13 protein-coding genes and 1 tRNA gene are annotated in these 17571 nt (G+C 60.9%); 4 read left to right on the top strand and 10 right to left on the bottom strand.

Going from position 1 to position 17571, the window contains the following annotated elements; all coding sequences use genetic code 11:
- Window positions 1–502 precede the first annotated feature (502 nt).
- Together AB6O04_RS07565 and AB6O04_RS07560 are read right to left on the bottom strand one after the other, a co-directional pair.
- Complete coding sequence (locus AB6O04_RS07565) at window positions 503–1897, bottom strand: DUF1501 domain-containing protein (protein WP_368563228.1); 1395 nt, start codon at window positions 1895–1897, stop codon at window positions 503–505.
- Between the two features lie 16 nt (window positions 1898–1913).
- Entirely contained in the window at window positions 1914–3749 is a 1836-nt protein-coding gene (locus AB6O04_RS07560; protein WP_368563227.1) for a DUF1800 family protein, read from the bottom strand.
- 353 nt (window positions 3750–4102) lie between these two features.
- On the opposite strand from AB6O04_RS07560, the gene AB6O04_RS07555 reads away from it, so the two are divergent.
- Entirely contained in the window at window positions 4103–4963 is an 861-nt protein-coding gene (locus AB6O04_RS07555; RefSeq protein WP_368563226.1) for a hypothetical protein, read from the top strand.
- A gap of 155 nt (window positions 4964–5118) precedes the next feature.
- Here AB6O04_RS07555 and AB6O04_RS07550 read toward each other — a convergent pair whose 3' ends face one another.
- The 4 genes from AB6O04_RS07550 to AB6O04_RS07535 all read right to left on the bottom strand — a co-directional run bounded on the left by AB6O04_RS07550 (window position 5119) and on the right by AB6O04_RS07535 (window position 8637).
- Window positions 5119–6327, bottom strand: a complete 1209-nt coding sequence (locus tag AB6O04_RS07550) for a nuclear transport factor 2 family protein (protein WP_368563225.1) — start codon at window positions 6325–6327, stop codon at window positions 5119–5121.
- 106 nt (window positions 6328–6433) lie between these two features.
- A complete protein-coding gene (locus AB6O04_RS07545; protein ID WP_368563224.1) occupies window positions 6434–6658 on the bottom strand; it encodes a helix-turn-helix domain-containing protein in 225 nt (74 codons plus the stop codon).
- Window positions 6655–7476, bottom strand: a complete 822-nt coding sequence (locus AB6O04_RS07540; protein ID WP_368563223.1) for a hypothetical protein — start codon at window positions 7474–7476, stop codon at window positions 6655–6657. Before AB6O04_RS07540 ends, AB6O04_RS07545 begins: the two co-directional genes overlap by 4 nt.
- A gap of 138 nt (window positions 7477–7614) precedes the next feature.
- Window positions 7615–8637, bottom strand: a complete 1023-nt coding sequence (locus tag AB6O04_RS07535) for a hypothetical protein (protein ID WP_368563221.1) — start codon at window positions 8635–8637, stop codon at window positions 7615–7617.
- Between the two features lie 220 nt (window positions 8638–8857).
- Here AB6O04_RS07535 and AB6O04_RS07530 point away from each other — a divergent pair, with 220 nt between their 5' ends.
- The 3 genes from AB6O04_RS07530 to AB6O04_RS07520 all read left to right on the top strand — a co-directional run bounded on the left by AB6O04_RS07530 (window position 8858) and on the right by AB6O04_RS07520 (window position 11686).
- Window positions 8858–9286: a Dabb family protein gene (locus tag AB6O04_RS07530; RefSeq protein ID WP_368563220.1), complete on the top strand. Its 429-nt coding sequence runs from the start codon at window positions 8858–8860 to the stop codon at window positions 9284–9286.
- Window positions 9287–10076: 790 nt separating this feature from the next.
- Entirely contained in the window at window positions 10077–11051 is a 975-nt protein-coding gene (locus AB6O04_RS07525; protein WP_368563219.1) for a PD-(D/E)XK motif protein, read from the top strand.
- 266 nt (window positions 11052–11317) lie between these two features.
- Window positions 11318–11686, top strand: a complete 369-nt coding sequence (locus AB6O04_RS07520) for a hypothetical protein (protein WP_368563218.1) — start codon at window positions 11318–11320, stop codon at window positions 11684–11686.
- 1 nt (window position 11687) lies between these two features.
- Here the strand turns inward: AB6O04_RS07520 and AB6O04_RS07515 are convergent.
- The 4 genes from AB6O04_RS07515 to rpoD form a co-directional block, all read right to left on the bottom strand.
- Window positions 11688–11763, bottom strand: a tRNA-Ile gene (locus AB6O04_RS07515).
- Between the two features lie 34 nt (window positions 11764–11797).
- Complete coding sequence (gene mdoH, locus AB6O04_RS07510) at window positions 11798–13720, bottom strand: glucans biosynthesis glucosyltransferase MdoH (protein ID WP_368563423.1); 1923 nt, start codon at window positions 13718–13720, stop codon at window positions 11798–11800.
- Between the two features lie 5 nt (window positions 13721–13725).
- A complete protein-coding gene (locus AB6O04_RS07505; protein WP_368563217.1) occupies window positions 13726–15270 on the bottom strand; it encodes a glucan biosynthesis protein in 1545 nt (514 codons plus the stop codon).
- A 430-nt stretch (window positions 15271–15700) separates the two neighbouring features.
- On the bottom strand, window positions 15701–17557 hold the full coding sequence (gene rpoD, locus AB6O04_RS07500; protein ID WP_368563216.1) for an RNA polymerase sigma factor RpoD: 1857 nt from the start codon (window positions 17555–17557) through the stop codon (window positions 15701–15703).
- Between the last annotated feature and the right edge of the window lie 14 nt (window positions 17558–17571).

Below are 17571 nucleotides of genomic sequence, written 5' to 3'. Positions count from 1 at the left end.
GCTACCGAAGGTGAACTGCAGTCGTTCAACTTCGTCACTGTCCTGCTTGCGCAACGGTAACGCAGTAACGGGCCTTCACTTGCAAAATGGCTGCCCGTCTACCAATCGCGACTTGTCAGCAAAAGACGAAGGTAGTCACTCTAGGGAAGGTCTGAACAATTGTCGTCATCCCCGCGTAGGCGGGGATCCAGCGACGTAAGCTTTTGAAAGCAAAGGCACTGGGTTCCCGCCTACGCGGGAATGACGAGCAAAAGCTGAGTTGTTCAGACCTTCCCTAGGTGTATGTCAGCTTCCAGCCTATTCTGTTGAAAAACTCTACTGCCACTGGTTCAACAGGACATCTTTTAACACCGACGCGTGCAGGAAAGGCAGTAGCCAAAGCTGACCCGCATGCTGCAGGTAGCCGGGCAAACTCTTCGTAAGCGAATGGCTGTGATGGAATCCTGGAAGGCAGGCCAAGACCCGCCCGACGTCGGCTGATCGGGCCGCCTGGACGACATGGCTACACCGCCATGAAGCCCAGATCGCGGGTGGCGAAGTTTCCGAGGTTGGGAAACACCACATCCAATTCGGTTCCGCTGACACCGAACCAACGCGCAAGCGTCGCTGCGTACTGGTCGACCGAGGTGGTCGGGATCATGCGGCCGGCCTCTACGTCGTCGGGTCCGCCGTTGCGTAGTTCCGGCATGCGGCCGTAGAAGCGGCCACCGCGGACGGCGCCGCCGATGACGAAGTGATGGCCACCCCAGCCATGGTCCGAGCCATCGCCGTTGGACGACAAGGTACGGCCGAAGTCGGATGCGGTGAACGCTGTGACCTGCTCGGCCACGCCCAGTTCCACCGTGGCGTCGTGGAAGGCTTTCAACGCCTGGGAAAGTTGCGACAGCAGCCGCGGATGTTGTGTGAGTAGGCCATCATGGTGATCGAATCCGCCCAGCGAAACGAAGAAGATCTGTCGTTTCATTCCAAGTGCGGCGCGCACTTTGATAAGTCGCGCGACCATCTTGAGCTGGGTCGCCAGGTTCTCGTTCGGAAATGGCGTGGCGAGCGGTGACGTTTCCGTCAGCGCGATGTCGACGCTGGAAGCGGTCATGCGCGTGCGCCGGAACGACGCCGCGAAGCTACGTTCGAAAAGCGATGCCTGCAGGTCGTCGGCGTGCAATGCCAGATAAGCCTTGCGGACATCAGGGTCCCATTCCAGATAACTGAACTGGCGAGCGCCTTCGTTGCCGATCACATACTGGTGACCACCCTGGGACCGCAGCAGGATGCTTTCGTAGTTCAACGAAGTGCCCATCGGAACAAACGCATCCGGATTGGCGGCATGCAGCACGTCGGCGATGCGCCCGGCCCAGCCGGTATCGCCGCCGCGGGTGCTGGACACCTGCCAGTAGGCCTGCTGGTCGTTGTGGGAGAACAGCTGCGGCGGTACCTCGACGCGGTTGGCCAGGTAGTCGGTCTTGGTCGTGGGCCGGATCAACGTACCCACGTTGCCCACGATGGCCGCCCTTCCTGTGTTGAACAGCTGCTGCAGGCCGCTGGCGCCCACCGTATCCGTCGCGTCGGTGCTGGCCTGGATCGCGTAGCGCACACCATCGGAGGCGCCGCCACCGGCCTGCGTGGTCAACGGCAACAGATCCGCGTGCGATACGGCCAGCGTGGCGCGTGCCTGCCGGTACTGCTGGTACGCCGCGTCGTCGTAGGGGATCACCGTGTTCATGGCGTCGTTGCCGCCATTCAAGAACACGCACACCAGCGCCTTGTAGTCGGTGAAGGCGCTGGCGCCGTAGGCGCGTGTCGCCGCTTCGACCAGGCGCAGGTTGCCCAGCGCGGTGCAGATGCCGGCGCCGCCTAGCGCCGCGTAGACGCCTTTGCGCAGAAATTGTCGGCGTTTCATGATCATTGCGGCGTCCTCATTTCTGCACGACGTATTCGGGGGAATTGACGATCAGGTACAGCGCGTTGCGCACGCGCTCCCGTCGTCCATCGACGCTGGAGCCCGGGATCGTCTGCAGATGAGCGACCAGGGTGTTCTGCATCTTCGGCGACATGCGACCGGACAAAAACAGCAGGTTGTAGCGCGCGACCAAGGCGGGCGCGTCGGCGGCCAGCGGCATGTCGCGACCCACGTTGACCGCGAACGTTCCGGTGGCGTGCGGCGGACCTTCGACCGTGTGATCGACGGCGCGCCGGAAGAAATACGCCTCGTGGCTGGGCAACAAATAATCGGTCGCCAGCTGCAGCTCAGGCGCCACCAGGCCGGCATTGGCCAGCAGTCCAGGCGGCATGTAGCGGGGACTGAAGAAGTTGAACACCGATGGCGCCGACATCGGCATTTGGCCGAGGTCCGACGACAGGGTCCAGAACTCTTCCATGTGACCGGTGCCGGCGCTGGCATCCGTGGCGCGCAACAGATGCGTCAGCCGCAGCAACGGTTCGCGCACCTTGCCGAAGTTGGCGGGCGGATTCGCCTGCCGGGCCTCGCTGTCCAGCAGGATCGCCCGCACCACGGCCTTCATGTCGCCGCGCACACCGCTTCCATTGTTATTGAATACTTGCGCAACGCGCTGCACGTAGGCGGGACTGGGATTGCTGGTGACCAGTCGCTGGATGAGCTGCTTACCGATGAACGGACCGACGTTGGGATGGTGAAAGATATTGTCGAGCGCGGCGTCCAGGTTGCTCTCGGGTGTGCCGCCACCTGCCAGCACGCCGCCGGGCAGCGCACTGCCCGGATACACGAGAAGTTGCTTGGCTTCTGCGGACGCGTGGTATGGCGGATAGCTCTTCATCGGGCGGACCCACGCCGGATTCGTCTTGTCGTAGGCGTAGCAGCCGCGGAATCCCCACGGGCAATCGGAGAACGACCAGCCGGTGAAGACGTGCGCGAATCCCTTGACGGTGTCCTGGCCGTAGCTGGGGTCCGGCCTGCCATCCCCGTTGCGATCGAGCGGCGCGCCATCCGGCCCAAGCATGACGGTGCCGACACTGAAAAGCTGAAGGACCTCGCGCGCGTAGTTCTCGTCGGGACGAATATTGTTGGCGGCGTCCGGTTTCTCGTTCCCCAGCATGGACAGGTAGACGCCCATCACCGGATGCAGGGTGACGTTCTCGAGCAGATCGCGGAAGTTGCCGAACGCACCCCGTGCCAGCGTGTCGTAGTAGTCCGTCATGCCCTGCGGGGCGCCACTCAGACTGTCGGACGTCGCATCGGAAACGACGAAGATCTCGCTCAACGCAAAAGCGACGCGTTGGCGAAGCTGGTCGCGGTGGATCATGTTGGGATCGAACGGATCACGCCCGCCCAGCGCATGCGTGAACCAGGCGTCCAGTCGCCACTCAGGTTCGCTGGTGGCACCGGCGGCGCGCAGAAAGCGCAGCTGCGATGACATGGGGTGAGCTACCTGCTCGTCGATCCAGCCGACGTAGCCGAGTTGCTTGACCCGTTCGATGTCCTCAAACGTTGGGCCAAAAGTAGCCTGGGTCAGAAAGCGCGCACTGTCCTGCTGGCTGATCGGCATTCGACGCGCCGGCAAATTGCCGCCCGTCACCTGCACGTGTGCAGCCGACACCGCCGCCGAAGAGGCCTGCCTTGGCAGCGCCGATCCGGATAACGCGGTGCGCGCCGGCGATGCGGCTTGGGATGCAGGCACTCGCACGTCCTGACGCAGCAAGGACGCGAACACCATCAGCACAAAGAACAGGCGCCATAGCGGCGACGCGAACAGCGACAGGTACCAGAATCTCATGATGTCCCCTTTCATCCCTTTGCCCTTCCCCGGGTCGAACACGGCGTCCGTGCGCGAGGCCATCAAGGCGCGCGCCATCATCAATGCGGCACACGCGCCGCACCGTGCTCAGCGTCTCAGTTTCGCCATCATGCCAAGTCGTGCACGTAGGCGGGCCCGGTCTTCGAGCGTACCGATGTTTCCGGTCGCCGCCTGCTCGCTTATCGGCCCGGCGCTCTACGGCAGGCACCAGACAGCACCTATAGCTAATCCATAGCAAACCCGTAGCAAACCCGTAGCTGTCCTCCATTCCGGCAAGCGGCGGATGGGTTTTTGCTTAGGCAAACCCTGACCCTGCTTGGAGGTACATTCTCATGATTCGTATCAGCCTATTAATCCTCGCTCTGGCCGCCGTGTCCCCCGGCATCGGCATGGCGCAACCCGGCGTCGAGCTCGCCGCCGAGACGGCACTCCGCGGCGACGCGGGGGATGCTTCGCGCCTGCTGGCACGGCTTTCGCCGGACAAGCTGCAGACCAAGGACCGAACGTTCCGGCAGTGCATGGTCTCCCGGTTTGGCTCGCGCAAGCCAGAGCCGCTTTCACCTGTCCCCAGCGATCCATTTGTTAGAGGCGTGCTATCCGCCTATCAGACGTATTGGCATTCAGCCTTGCGGAATCCGAAGACGGAGCCAAGGGCCCGCAAGCAGTTGGGCGCTCGACTGGTGCGCTTGGCTGGGATCGATACAAGCGATGCCGACCGGCGCGCACTGCGGGATTTGTCTTACGCCGAATATCAAACGCTGCGGACGCTTTCTCTCCCCGGCGGTGGAGCGGGAGACCCTGGCTTCGATCTGCCGTCTTACGCGGATCTGACCAAGCGTTCGTTGGCGCAGGAGAAGCAGGCAAGCGAACATGCGGGCAGCACACTGGATGCGCTCAGCCCCGTCATACGGCAGAGGCTGTCGGATTTGGGCTATTTCTCGATCGAACGCGAGGCAGGAAGCCTGCGCGACCTGATCCTGTGGGGTAAACAGACCACTGGGTTGCAGGAAGTCCAGATCGCCAACGACCTGCGCGAGGTTACCGTGGTCTATATGGACGATATCTACAGCCTTGGATGGAAGGACTACGCCACCTGTAGCCGCAGTGCGTCCGAGGGCTGGCTGGCCGAGGACTCACTGTACGTGGCTGTTGGCTGGCCCCGCGCCATGGCCAACCAAACTTCATCCCCATAGGTAGTACCACTTTCGTCTTCGCCACACCTTCCGTCAGAACGGCCATCCTGGCCGATCAAGTTCTCAGTGCGGCAGAAGACCCATGATCCATCACCGCAGAAAGGCGAGCGACCGCTTCCAGCCAGGAGCGGTCGCCATGGGTGGGATCCAGCCACTCAGCGGGTGGCTGCTGGACCGGCTTGCGCTGCACCGGCCTGCGCTTCCAAATTGCGGATGATGGCGGCGACCACATCGCGGGTGGATTGCCAATTCATGCCGGTGATGAGCCGGCCATCGATTTCCACATGCGACGTGTTGCGGACGCCGTGACGGAACAGGCCTTTGCGTCCTAGCAAGCGCTGTTCGATCGAAAATGGAAAGGTCTTGTAGTAGTCCGCCTCCTTGTTCTCGAAGGCATCGGGATAGCCGGTGACGCGCTTTCCGCTGACCAGGGCGGAACCGTCTGACAGCGTCAGGTCCACCAGTCCGGCGCTGCCGTGGCACACCGCAGAAACAATGCCGCCTTGTTGCTCGTAGATGCGTACTGCCAAGGCCTGCAAGCCGGGGTGATCCGCGACGCCGTACATCGCGGCGCTGCCACCGATATACATCAGCGCAGCGTAGTCGCCGGCGTTCACGTCCTCGGGTTTGCGCGTGTTGGCCAAGGCCCACATGAAGTCGCTGTCGTAGACCTGGGTCTTGTGCTCGGGGTTGCTGGTGTCGATATAGGCCAGCGGTACGGCACCGCCTTCGGGGCTGACGAACTGCACGCCGTAGCCGGCCTCGCGGAACGCGGTATAGGCGTGGATCAGTTCGGCAAAGCTGTTGCCCGCGCTGAGTTGGGTGCCGGGCATCGTGTCGACGTTGGACACGGCCAGCAGCACCTGCCGGCCATGGCTCGGTGCGGAGTAGCGGGTGGCGGTCTTGCTGATGATCTGCCAGTGCCCGCCAAGCTTCTTCAGCAGGAACAGATCGACGAAGCGTGCCTGGTCCCTGCCGACCAGGACCTCTGCCTTCGCGGTCGCGATGTTGCCCTCGACCTGCGTGCCGAGCAGACGGCCGATACGGCCAGTGAACTGCCCCGGTTTCTTGCTGAACCAGCTGGCGTACTCGGCGATGCTCACCTCGCGCATGCCGTTCGTTGCGTCGTCCAGGTACAGGCGTGCCTCGGGATGAAATGCGCGCTGGAGCTGATCGGCGCGGCTGTAGGAAGTGCCTTCCAGGTAGTCCAGGATGACGGCGGCGACCTGGCGATCATCTGTAGCCGCCTGGGCATACGCACGGCCACTGAACAACAGCGCGAAGAGGGTGATTCCAAGCAGCAGGAGGTTTGGGTACAGCGGCGACGCACCGACAGTGGCCGGCTGGGATGGTGTTCCTGACATGGGCGAGCCCCGTTGATGGAAGCCCCGCACTTTGCTGGATACCCTTGTGGATCAATATGCTGGAGCGTGTTTCCAGACTCCCGGAACACGTTTCAGGAGCCGTGCGTCAGGGGCAGGAATTCACGAGCGGTTGCGCCTGCCGCCAGGCGGCCGGAGTGGTCCCTTCCATCTTCTTGAAGCTGTTGTAGAAGCTGGACATGGACAGGAAGCCGGAGGCCTCCGCGACTTGTTCCATTGGCACCGGTGCCGGCGCGCGCAGCAACTCCTTGGCAGCCTCGACCCTCAGTTGCGCCAGGTACTGTTTGAAGGCGGTCTTGTGGTTGTCGTTCAACAACTGCGACAGGCGCGCCGGGGCACGTTGAGGCGCCTTGCCAGCTTGGGCAGAGTCAGGCCGGCATCCTTGTACAGGTGCTCTTCGGCCATGAGTTTGTGCAGCGACTGCAACGCCGCCTCGGCTTCGGTCGGTGCGATCTTGCGGTGCTGATAGGGTTCGGCAACGGAGCGTGGCCTGCGCCGGGCGAGTGCCACGATGCCGCTCAGGTACAGCACGACCGAGAACGACAGCGCCCCGACGATGTACGAAGTCAATCCGGCGGTGACATAGGCGAGCCAGACCACCGCAACGCCTACGATGACGGCCGCGACATGGGCGCTGGTCAGCGCATCGGGTGCCCCATGGGCGTGACGCTCCCGGGTGGCGCGTAAGAACAGTCCTGCTGCGATCAGCAGGCAGGCCAGCCAGCCCATCTGGATGAAGCGCCAGACCGGCCCGCCCCACAAGCTCACGTTGTCGGTATAGGGCCAAGCCACGCCAAAAGCGATGGCAAGCACCAACAGACCCAAGGCGAACATCGAATCTTTCCGGGTGTGCCGACGTTGGGGGTCGGCCCATGCACGCACAAAGCCGATCAGGCAAACGCCGATGAGGAAGCAGGCGGTCAGGCCGATCTGCAGAACCAGCTTCGAGATCTCGGGCCAGAAGTAGAACAGCACAGACTTTCCAGTGCGCACGCTGAGCATCAGCACCAGCGCAGCCAACCACCGTTGCGCCGGCGTGACCGGTTGCCGCAATAGCAGGTACATGGACAGCGCCAAACCATTGAAGGTGCCCAGGCCGGCAAAGAAGAACAGCAGATAGGACTCGAACATGGATGACGGTGTCAGCGAAGGAAGCCTAAGGAAGCAAACCGGTTTTAACTGAACTCAGCGCTCGGGATTATGTCCGCTTTGGGTCGGAGCGGGCATTGGTCCGTAGATGGCGGCCCGGCTGGAAGCGCAGGTTAAGTCCTACTTGAGGCGCGGCTTCAGGCCCAACACGTCGGCTGCGAATGCCTGGGCGGAAAATCCGGGTGGGCCGCAGTAACGACCTGTCTGGCTGTCCAGGACATAGCTCGCACTGGCAAGCAGTGAATCGTCGCGCCGATCCTTGACCATGACAGTCTCGCCCCACAACCCCAAATGGAAGGGTAAGTCATGTGGCTGCGTCAGCACGGCATACACACTCTGCAGCTGCTGCACGGGGCTACCGGCCAAATCGCCTCGCCCGAACCGCAGGATGTCCTGCTGGCCCTCAGTTACAGCCGACTCCACGTACTCCAACTTCCCACTGCGCAGGAAATCGTTGCGCATGATCTTGCCATCCGTCCGATATCTCAGTTCCGTTGTGCGCAAAGATCGCTGCCCGATTGTCCAGCTCCAGTCCGGGTCAAGGAACACACTGCGTACGCCCTCGACACGCCGCAGGACACGCATGCCTGCGGTGGCGCAGCTGGCCTCGAACATGCGCTCCCGCTCGTTCGTGTACGCGTGGAGTCCACCGGCACCCGAGGCAAGATAGATCCCGTGGGCCACCAGCACCAATCCACCGGCCAGCAGTGCTGTCAGCGCAGCGAAGCCGTCACGTGCGCCGCGCACGCGGGCCAGCTGTCCTGCCGCGAACAACGCCATGGACGTGACCCACAACGCATATCCCCAGCCGTAAGCGGCGACCGGCGACCGCGAGGAGATCTCGTGCACACGCACATACCCGTAAAACGGAAACGAGAGTGCGAGGACAAGTGCCACACTCGCCAGTGTCGCCGACATCCGCGGGCGCGATCTTGCCAGACACACTGCCGCTGCCAAAGCCGGATTGGCGAACCAGCCAAAATTCAGTTCCAGAGCCGCAGCCCACCCCATTAGTAAGAGACCCAATGGCGACTGCGGCTCGAAGCTATCGCCGACGTAAATAGCCGGAAAAAAGAAACAGGCCAAGTAACAGATGATGGCGAGAAGAACGTGGAAGTCCCGCAGATATGGTCTATGGATCATGCTCAGCCCACCAGCAATCCAAAGGGCTCGCGTGGATATTGAGCTGGGTGGCATTTTCTCTGTCATTGCTGCCCTTTAAGACCCGCATGAATTTTATCGCTGCCTGGCAAGCATCCATTGATTCCGGCAATCGCCAGATCAGTTACCTCCGTCCCCTATCGTCCGACGATACCGCCCTATACTCGCAGGCCCGCAGGCTATTAACCGAAGGACCTGGATCATGACCGATCGCTCGCGCCGAGACATCATCGTCGCCGCCACCGCTCTGGCTGCCGGCATGGCCACCACCGGCTCCCGCGCAGCCGCTTCCATGCCCGCCAGCAAGGCATCGTTCCCGCCGGTTGTGCACCACGTGTTCTTCTGGCTGAAGAATCCGGATTCCAAAGAGGATCTCGCCAAACTGCTCGCCGGATTGCGAACGTTGGCGGGCATCGACACCGTGCGAGGCATCCACATCGGCGTGCCGGCGGATACCGAGCAGCGCGGCGTGGTCGACGGCAGCTACAGCGCCTCGGAAATCCTGTTCTTCGATGATGTCGCCGGCCAGAACGCCTATCAGGTCCATCCCATCCATAAACAGTTCATCGCCGACTGCGAGCACCTATGGCAGCGCGTGGTGGTGTATGACGTCAAGGCCGTCGCGCCGTAAGTCATTTGCTCCAAAATGGAGTCTTAAAACAGGGTCTAAAACCGGGGTCAGCGTGCACTTTCTTGTCATCGCATGCGGAAAGCGACTCTGACCCCTGTCTTGACCCGGAAAGCGACTCTGACCCCTGTCTTGACCCCTGTCTTGGGTATGAAGCGAGCTAGGAGGGCGTATGCAGGGGAGGCCGAGCATGGCCACACGCAATATCGATCTGAGAGATGCGATCAACGCGCTACCTAACAGCAGCGCGAAAAGATTGCGCTGCCTGCGAAATTTGGGCGATCCAGGTGTCAACGAGGTGTCCACCAAATGCAGGTAACTCCAGATGTGGGCTCTTAGCGTGTGAGATCGTACGGTGCTATATGAGGTATTCAGCCAGAAAAAGGCACATAATTTTATGTGTGCTACACATAAAATTATGTGTATTATTTACGAATGACTTATATCGAGTTTCGACGGCAGTTGCGAAGAACTGGAGTGTCGGTCCCGACTTGAAGACCGACGTATTCCTGATGAATGGCTTGGTGCCGCAGTACCGCACGCGTGCTGCTGGTCGCGGCTTTCCTGCTGGACATCCGAATGCGCCTATCAATCAGTACTTCAGTCAAAGCGCTGATGTGGTAAATGACCGAGGGATGCTTTCAAAAGATCGGATTAGTCTCCAGTTGCGAAGATTTGATCTTGGTACAAAGGCAAGAGACCCGGATAGCGCTGACATTCGTAATGTAACGTGGTTCGCTCTGCATATCCCGAGTGTGTTTAGCCGAGATCTCCACATTGAGGATCGAGGGGCGTGAATAGCCTATTTAGCTCTTTTCTGGAACTACCGTCGTCCACGTCTTCCGGCGAACTTAAGGCACTTCCCCTGAGTGCTAAGAGAAAGGATTTCCTTGCGAAAAATGAGAATGGGGCTCCGATATTCTTGTTGCATGACTCAAGCGAGGCAAAATATAACCCAGGGATAAACTTTCGACATCTGTCCGCAGAATTTCACACCACATGCCGAATCCACCTAGGCGCAACCATCCTAGAAGATCAATTCTGTCTTGTAGGGTGTGATGCTGCAGCACCAGAGCTGTACGAACTATTCGTCCGTTGTGTAAGCGCTGCGATCGAAGAGTTGCCTGAACTCAGTGCGACAAGAGAGCTTGAGGCCTGTATCTCGCGATTGGGTGACCTTTTCCGAGTTCTTGGTCAACCGAGTGGACGAGAAATTTCAGGCATTTGGGCTGAACTGTTTGTAATAGCGAAGTGCGGAAACCCCGCGCATGCGCTGACTCTCTGGCATGACGATCAATTCGACAGATTCGATTTCTCTAGCGAGATCATGTGCCTGGAGATTAAATCAACGGTTCGAGGACTTCGCGCACACGAGTTTGCACTGGAGCAGCTTCATGCTCCAGAAGGCGGAGAGGGGTTTGTGGTATCAATATTGCTTCAGCCATTGACAGGCGGCCTGAGCGTTTTGGATCTTGCGCGTGAAGTTGAAAGTTCAGTGATTAGCAACTCACGGCTCAAGCAGAAAATCTGGCAAAACGTTGCCAAGGCATTGGGCGCCGACTTCTCGGATGGGCTCGATAGGCGGTTCGATCCCTCTTCCGCTACTCGCAGCTTAGCTGTCTATTCGATGGCGGACATCCCGCAGCCGGGCACTCCGAATGACACAAGAATCACTGCGCTCCGGTTTGTTTCGGATCTGACTTCAGTTACTACGTCTCTAGTGGGAACCCCAGCTACGATTTTGGCTCGGTGCTTTCTTGCCAGTTGACACGCCCTCCAGAAATCCGAGAGAAGCGTTCGTACTAGCGCCTGGTGTTGAAGAAAAGACCTTCTCTGGCGTTTGCTGCAGGTGTGAAATCCCAGCCTAGATTGCCGGACACAATCGGACCAGGCGGCTCACCTCTATTCGCTAGAGGCTTCTCATTTCTCCGCCATGACTCTCGATTGCTGTCCGCATGCTCCGTGCTGATTTCTGCGCCGCGAGCGAAGCCGAGACGGAACGTCCATGCCTACGCCGAGCGCCTAGGTATCAGTGTGCAGCGCCTGGCCGACCTCGCGCATATACATCGCACGACTCTCCTGTGTGCTCCGGAGTCGGAGAAGCTGCAGGACTACATGCGGGACTCGGTCAGCGTGATCGTCATGCTTCTCGATTCAGCGGGGGCGATGCTGAGCATGCGATCTACTGGTTCCGCAACGTGCCGCACCGAGTTGGGCGGCAAGACCGCCGAGTATTACGTGGCCAATGGCAAGGCCGAGGCGATTCGCCTCTACGTCACTAACCTGTCTGCAGGAGCAACGGGGTATCCCATCTGGGTGAAGTTCCATACCTATAGCGCACAGACGGTAACTCCGCTAAGCGGCCAACTTATGGTTGCTCCACAAAAAGTTACAACGAAATAGTTGGTGGGCCCACCAGGACTCGAACCTGGAACCAAAGGATTATGAGTCCTCTGCTCTAACCATTGAGCTATGGGCCCGTGGCGTAATTGTAGCGGGACGCTGGTGGATCCGTCAGTGGTTGCCTGGGTCGCTGAGTGGCGACAGTGCGTGGGATTCGCGTAGTTCCAGCGCGCGTGCGAGTACAGGGGGCGGTGTGGATTCTTCGGGAATCCTGAGCAGGCCGATGCGGCGCAGCCCTTGGCCGACGCTTGTGGAAGATGTCAGCAGATTGAGCGGAATGGCCAGTACCAGGCCCAGGATGACGGGGCCCATCCAGGCGGCTAGTGCGGGCGAGATGGCGTAGGCGGCGGCGCCTGCCAGTACGCCGGCCAGGCTCAGGCCACCGTAGCTGCGGACCAGGCTGGACAGCGGCAGGCTGCCGTCGTCGCGGCGTTGTGTTTCCCAGCCTGAGTCCTTTCCGGCCAGCACTTCCGCCACGCCGCGCGATTGACGGTACATGGTGATGGGCGCCATCAATGCGGCCAGTACGGTTTCCAGCAGCATGCTGAAGAAAATGCGAATGGCGCCGCCGCAGCCGCGCCGGGTTTCGGTGTCCGCCAATGTGGCCAGGTAACCCATCAGCTTGGGTGCAAGCAGCACGGCCATGGTGAAGGAGAACACCCAGAGGAAGCGTTCCGGATCGCCGCCGCGCCAATAGACGGTGGGGGTGAAGCCTTCGATGCGTAGTTGTTCGAGATTGATGCCTGCTTGCTGCAGCGGGATTGCCAGGCCGATCAGCATCAGCATGGCCCACATGGGCGCGGTGAAGTAATGGCCAATGCCGGTGAGCAAATGCACGCGGCTGATCCAATGCAGTCCGGGAGCGGCGAGTACCGCGCCGTGTTGCAGATTGCCTTGGCACCAACGCCTATCGCGCACCAGCATGTCGGTCAGCGAAGGCGGGCCTTCTTCGTAACTGCCACGCAATGTCGGCACCATGTGCAGCGCCCAGCCGGCGCGCCGGAGCAAGGCGGCTTCCACGAAATCATGGCTCAGCACGGTGCCGGAGAATGGTTTGTGGCCGCGTAGTTCCGGCAGGCCCGCATGCGCGGCGAATGCGCGTGTGCGGATGATGGCGTTGTGGCCCCAGTAGTTGCTTTCCGCGCCATGCCACCAGGCAACGCCGCGCGCGACCACCGGGCCATAAACGCGGCCGGCGAACTGCTGCATGCGCGCGAACAGTGTGTTGCCGTTGACGATCATCGGCAGTGTCTGGATAAGGGCAACATCGTCGTGCTGCTCCATGGCGGCGGCGAGCCTGACGATGGTGTCGCCGGTCATCAGGCTGTCCGCATCCAGAATCAGCATTTGCGGGTAAGCCCCACCGAATCGCCGCACCCATTCGGCGATGTTGCCGGCCTTGCGTTCGGCATTGGTCGTGCGGCGGCGATAGAACAATTGCTGCGTGTCGCTCAGGCGTTCGCGCAGCGCGGCGAACGCGGCTTCTTCGGCCTGCATCACTTGCGGACGCGTGGTGTCGCTGAGCACGAAAAAATCGAAGTGCTCCAACTGTCCGGTTGCCGCGACGGATTCGTAGATGGCTTGCAGTCCGGCCAGCAAACGCCCGGGGTCTTCGTTGTAGGTGGGCATCAGCAGCGCGGTGCGACTGGTTACCTGCGGCAACGGGCCTTCATTGGAAAGGCCCAGGCGCTCCCTGCCTTGCGCGATGGTCAGCATGAAGCCGGCGAGCGAGCTGATGAAAGACAACGCGATCCATGCGAACAGCGCAACGAACAGCAACAGCAGCAATGCCTCCAGCACGCCGATGCCATCGCGCCCCAACACCCACCAGATTTGATAGACGGCAAGCAGCGTCAGCGCCGCGGCACCGCCGAAAGCGATGGCGCGGCGAGTGCCCATGCCAGTCGGTTCGCTGGCGATGGGGGTGGAACTCAGGCTGCCTTCGCTAAGCGATTGCAGCGGCATCGGCAGGGGCGATTCCGGTGGCAGCTGCGGTGCCGATGCGTAGTGGGACACGGGGATTCGTACATCCATTGCGTCTAGGGCGTCCATCGGTACAGCCAGGTTTCCGAAAGCCGTCCCTGCGCGTCGTACGCGTGGGCGTGCAATTCCGCGTCGCGGCCCGGTTCGAGCTTGAGTTCGAAGCTCATGCGCCAACCGCCGGTTTCGGGGTTGGCGTATGCCACGGCGTTGGAAATCTTTCCGTGTGATGCCCAGACTTCGGTGTCGACGCGAGCGTCGGCTTTAAGCCGGCTCATGCGACCACCTACCAGATCGATCACTATCAGCTTTTTTGTCGGGTCCACCGGCTCACCGACGCCATGCGGCACAGTGCCGATGCGCGTGGCCATGACGGTGGCGAGTTCGGGTTGCCACGCGTGATCCTTGCACCAGTGCAGGCGATAGTCGAAGCGGTGCTCGCGGCCCGCAGCCAATGGCTGGGCCGGCCGCCAGAACGCGACGATGTTGTCGTTGTATTCGTCCGCGGTGGGGATTTCGATCAGCGTCACCGCACCTTCGCCCCAGTCGCCCACCGGTTCCACCCACGCGCTGGGTCGCTTCTGGTACTGGGCTTCGGTGTCGGCGAAATCGGCAAAGTTGCGCTTGCGCTGCATCAGTCCGTAGCCACGCGGATTGCGGTCCTGGAAGCCGCTGAACTGAAGCGCGGCCGGATTCTTGAGTGGCCGCCACATCTGTTCGCCGCTGCCGGTCAGCATGGCCAATCCATCGGAGTCGTGCACCGCGGGACGGAAGTCGTCCACGCCCACGCGGTCGGCGGAATCGAAGTAGTACATGCTGGTGAGCGGCGCGATGCCGGCGCGATCCAGATCCACGCGCGGGTACAGCCGCATCTGGATATCCATGAGGGTTTCTTCGCCGGGCTGTATGACGAAACGGAAGGCCGCCGCCGCGCTTGGGCTATCAAGTAGTGCATGCACCACGATGGCTTTGGCGCCGGCTTGCGCGCGCTCAATCCAGAATGCCTTGAACACCGGAAACTCTTCCGGGCCGGGATCGCCGGTTTTCAGTGCCAACCCGCGCGCGGAAAGGCCGTAGTGCTGTCCCTTGGCGACCGCGCGGAAATAGCTGGCGCCCAGGAATGCGCAAATCTCGTCGAAATAATCCGGGCTGTTGAGCTGCGAATGGATGCGGAAACCGGCGTAATCCAGGTCGCTTTCGGTCGGCGTTGGCGCACTGCCGAAGGTGAACTGCTTGGGCGAATAGACCACGGGTGCGGCGCGGCCATCTTCCACCAGGGAGATATCCACCCGCTCCTTGAAAAAGAAACCGCGATGGAAGAACTGCAGCTGGAATGGCGATGACGTGCCGCGCCATATCGCGCGTTTGGGATCGTAGCGGATGTCGCGGTACTGGTCGTACTTGATCTTCTGCAGCGAAGACGACAATGCGCTGTCCGGTGGACGATAGGCACTGGCCGCCAACGTGCGGGCCAGGTTGGCGACGGTGTCGGCATCGAAAGGTGTAGCGCGCGCTACGGCCGCGAGAGCGATGAACGGCAAGCTACCCAATCCACCAAGCAGGGGCAACGAAAAACCCGCCTTAAGCAATTTACGGCGATCCACATTTTCTCCAGCGACAGGGTTCCCGACGCGAGTCTAGTCGATTACATGTAAGTGTCATGCATACGGCTTGAAGCGACCGAGTTGGGAATGGTTCCCTTGTGATCTTCGAGCCTATGGCGGGGTGGCTTACCGTAGGCCCAACGCGGATGCGGGGGTGAGGCCGATTGGCGTCGAGTGCAAGTTGTATTGTCTCTGCGACATTCCGTCGGGCGCTGGGATACGGCTGAGGCTCTTAGGCCGGCGCCAAAAGCAGCGGAGCAAGCTCCGCTCTACGAAGGCGCGATGAATTCCTTGTGGGAGTGGTGCCGGCATGCCGGCACCACTCCCACAAGGATGGGGCACAGGCGAAGGAACCCGTGGCATCGCAAAAAAAACGGCCCGGATAACCGGGCCGCTTTTTTTTGTCTTCAGCGGCAGGCCGCGGCGTTGCTTACTCGATGTCGAGGAAGCTGCGCAGTTGTTCCGAACGGCTGGGGTGACGCAACTTGCGCAGGGCCTTGGCTTCTATCTGGCGAATGCGTTCGCGGGTGACATCGAACTGCTTGCCGACTTCTTCCAACGTGTGGTCGGTGTTCATGTCGATGCCGAAACGCATGCGCAGCACCTTGGCTTCCCGCGGGGTCAGGCCAGCGAGTACATCGCGGACGGTTTCCTGCAGGTTGATGTTGGTGGTGTTCTCGATCGGGGACTCCACGTTGGTGTCCTCGATGAAGTCGCCCAGATGCGAATCCTCGTCGTCGCCGATCGGGGTTTCCATCGAGATCGGCTCCTTGGCGATTTTCATCACCTTGCGGATCTTGTCTTCCGGCATGTCCATTTCTTTCGCCAGTTCTTCCGGCGTGGCCTCGCGGCCGTACTGCTGGAGCATCTGGCGAGAGATGCGGTTGAGCTTGTTGATGGTCTCGATCATGTGCACCGGGATACGGATGGTGCGCGCCTGATCGGCGATGGAACGGGTGATCGCCTGACGGATCCACCAGGTGGCGTACGTCGAGAACTTGTAGCCGCGGCGATATTCGAACTTGTCCACGGCCTTCATCAAACCGATGTTGCCTTCCTGGATCAGATCCAGGAACTGCAGGCCACGGTTGGTGTATTTCTTGGCGATGGAGATCACCAGGCGCAGGTTGGCCTCGACCATTTCCTTCTTGGCCTTGCGCGCCTTGGCTTCGCCATAGGCCATCGCACGGCTGATTTCCTTGATCTCGGCCAGGCTCAGGTGCATCGCCTGTTCGATGGCGATCGTGGCTTCCTGCTCGGCGATGATCTGGTCCTTCACGTCGCGCAGACCGGAAGACCATTTCTGCTTGCGCTTCAGGACTTCGTCCACCCAGCCCAGGTTGGTCTGGTTGCCTTCCCATGCACGCAGGAAATCCTTGCGCGGCATCTTGGCGACGTTGGCCGACAGGTGCAGCACACGACGCTCGTGATCCTTGACCTGTGCAACCACTTCGCGCAGCTTGCGCACCAGCGTATCGGTCAACGCCAGCGGCAGCTTCAGGGTGACGAAAACTTCGCCCAGGTCGGTGCGCAACTTGGCAACGGCCTTGTTGTCGGTGCCATTCTTGGCGTACGACTTCTTGAACTTGGTGTAGCCGTCGGCCAGCGCCTGCATGCGGCGGGCGACTTCTTCCGGATCCGGACCGGTGGGGCCGGTTTCTTCGGCGACTTCGTCGGCGGCTTCTTCTTCGTCATCTTCGGCTTCGGCGTCGGCATCGACTGCTTCGACCGGTACCGGAACCTCTTCAACAGGTTCTTCGATGTCGTTGAAACCGACTACGATTTCAGCCAGGCGCTTCTTGCCGGCCTTGTGCAGTTCGTATTCTTCCAGCAGCAGTTCGATGGACCACGGGAAGTTGCCCAGCGAGGCCTGGACCTGGCTCAGGCCTTCCTCGATGCGCTTGGCGATGGCGATTTCGCCTTCGCGGGTCAGCAGCTCCACCGTGCCCATTTCGCGCATGTACATGCGCACCGGGTCGGTAGTGCGGCCACCTTCTGTGTCCAGCGAAGTCAGCGCGGCAGCGGCTTCTTCCGCAGCGGTCTCGTCGACTTCGCGGTTGCCGGTGTTGCCGTCGGCCAGGAGCAAGGTTTCGGCATCGGGTGCAACTTCGTGCACATCGATACCCATGCCATTGATCATGCCGATGATGTCTTCGATCTGCTCCGGATCGACGATATCGTCGGGCAGGTGGTCGTTGACTTCGGCATAGGTCAGATAGCCCTGCTCAAGGCCCTTGCTGATCAGTAGCTTGATGTCGGATTGTTGGGCAGGACGTTCAGTCGCCATGGGTGATTGCGCCA

The sequence above is a fragment of the Pseudoxanthomonas sp. UTMC 1351 genome, assembly GCF_040948865.1.
Taxonomy (GTDB): domain Bacteria; phylum Pseudomonadota; class Gammaproteobacteria; order Xanthomonadales; family Xanthomonadaceae; genus Pseudoxanthomonas_A.
Note: the sequence above shows the minus strand (reverse complement) of the source record. Positions and strands in the feature narration are given on the sequence as shown.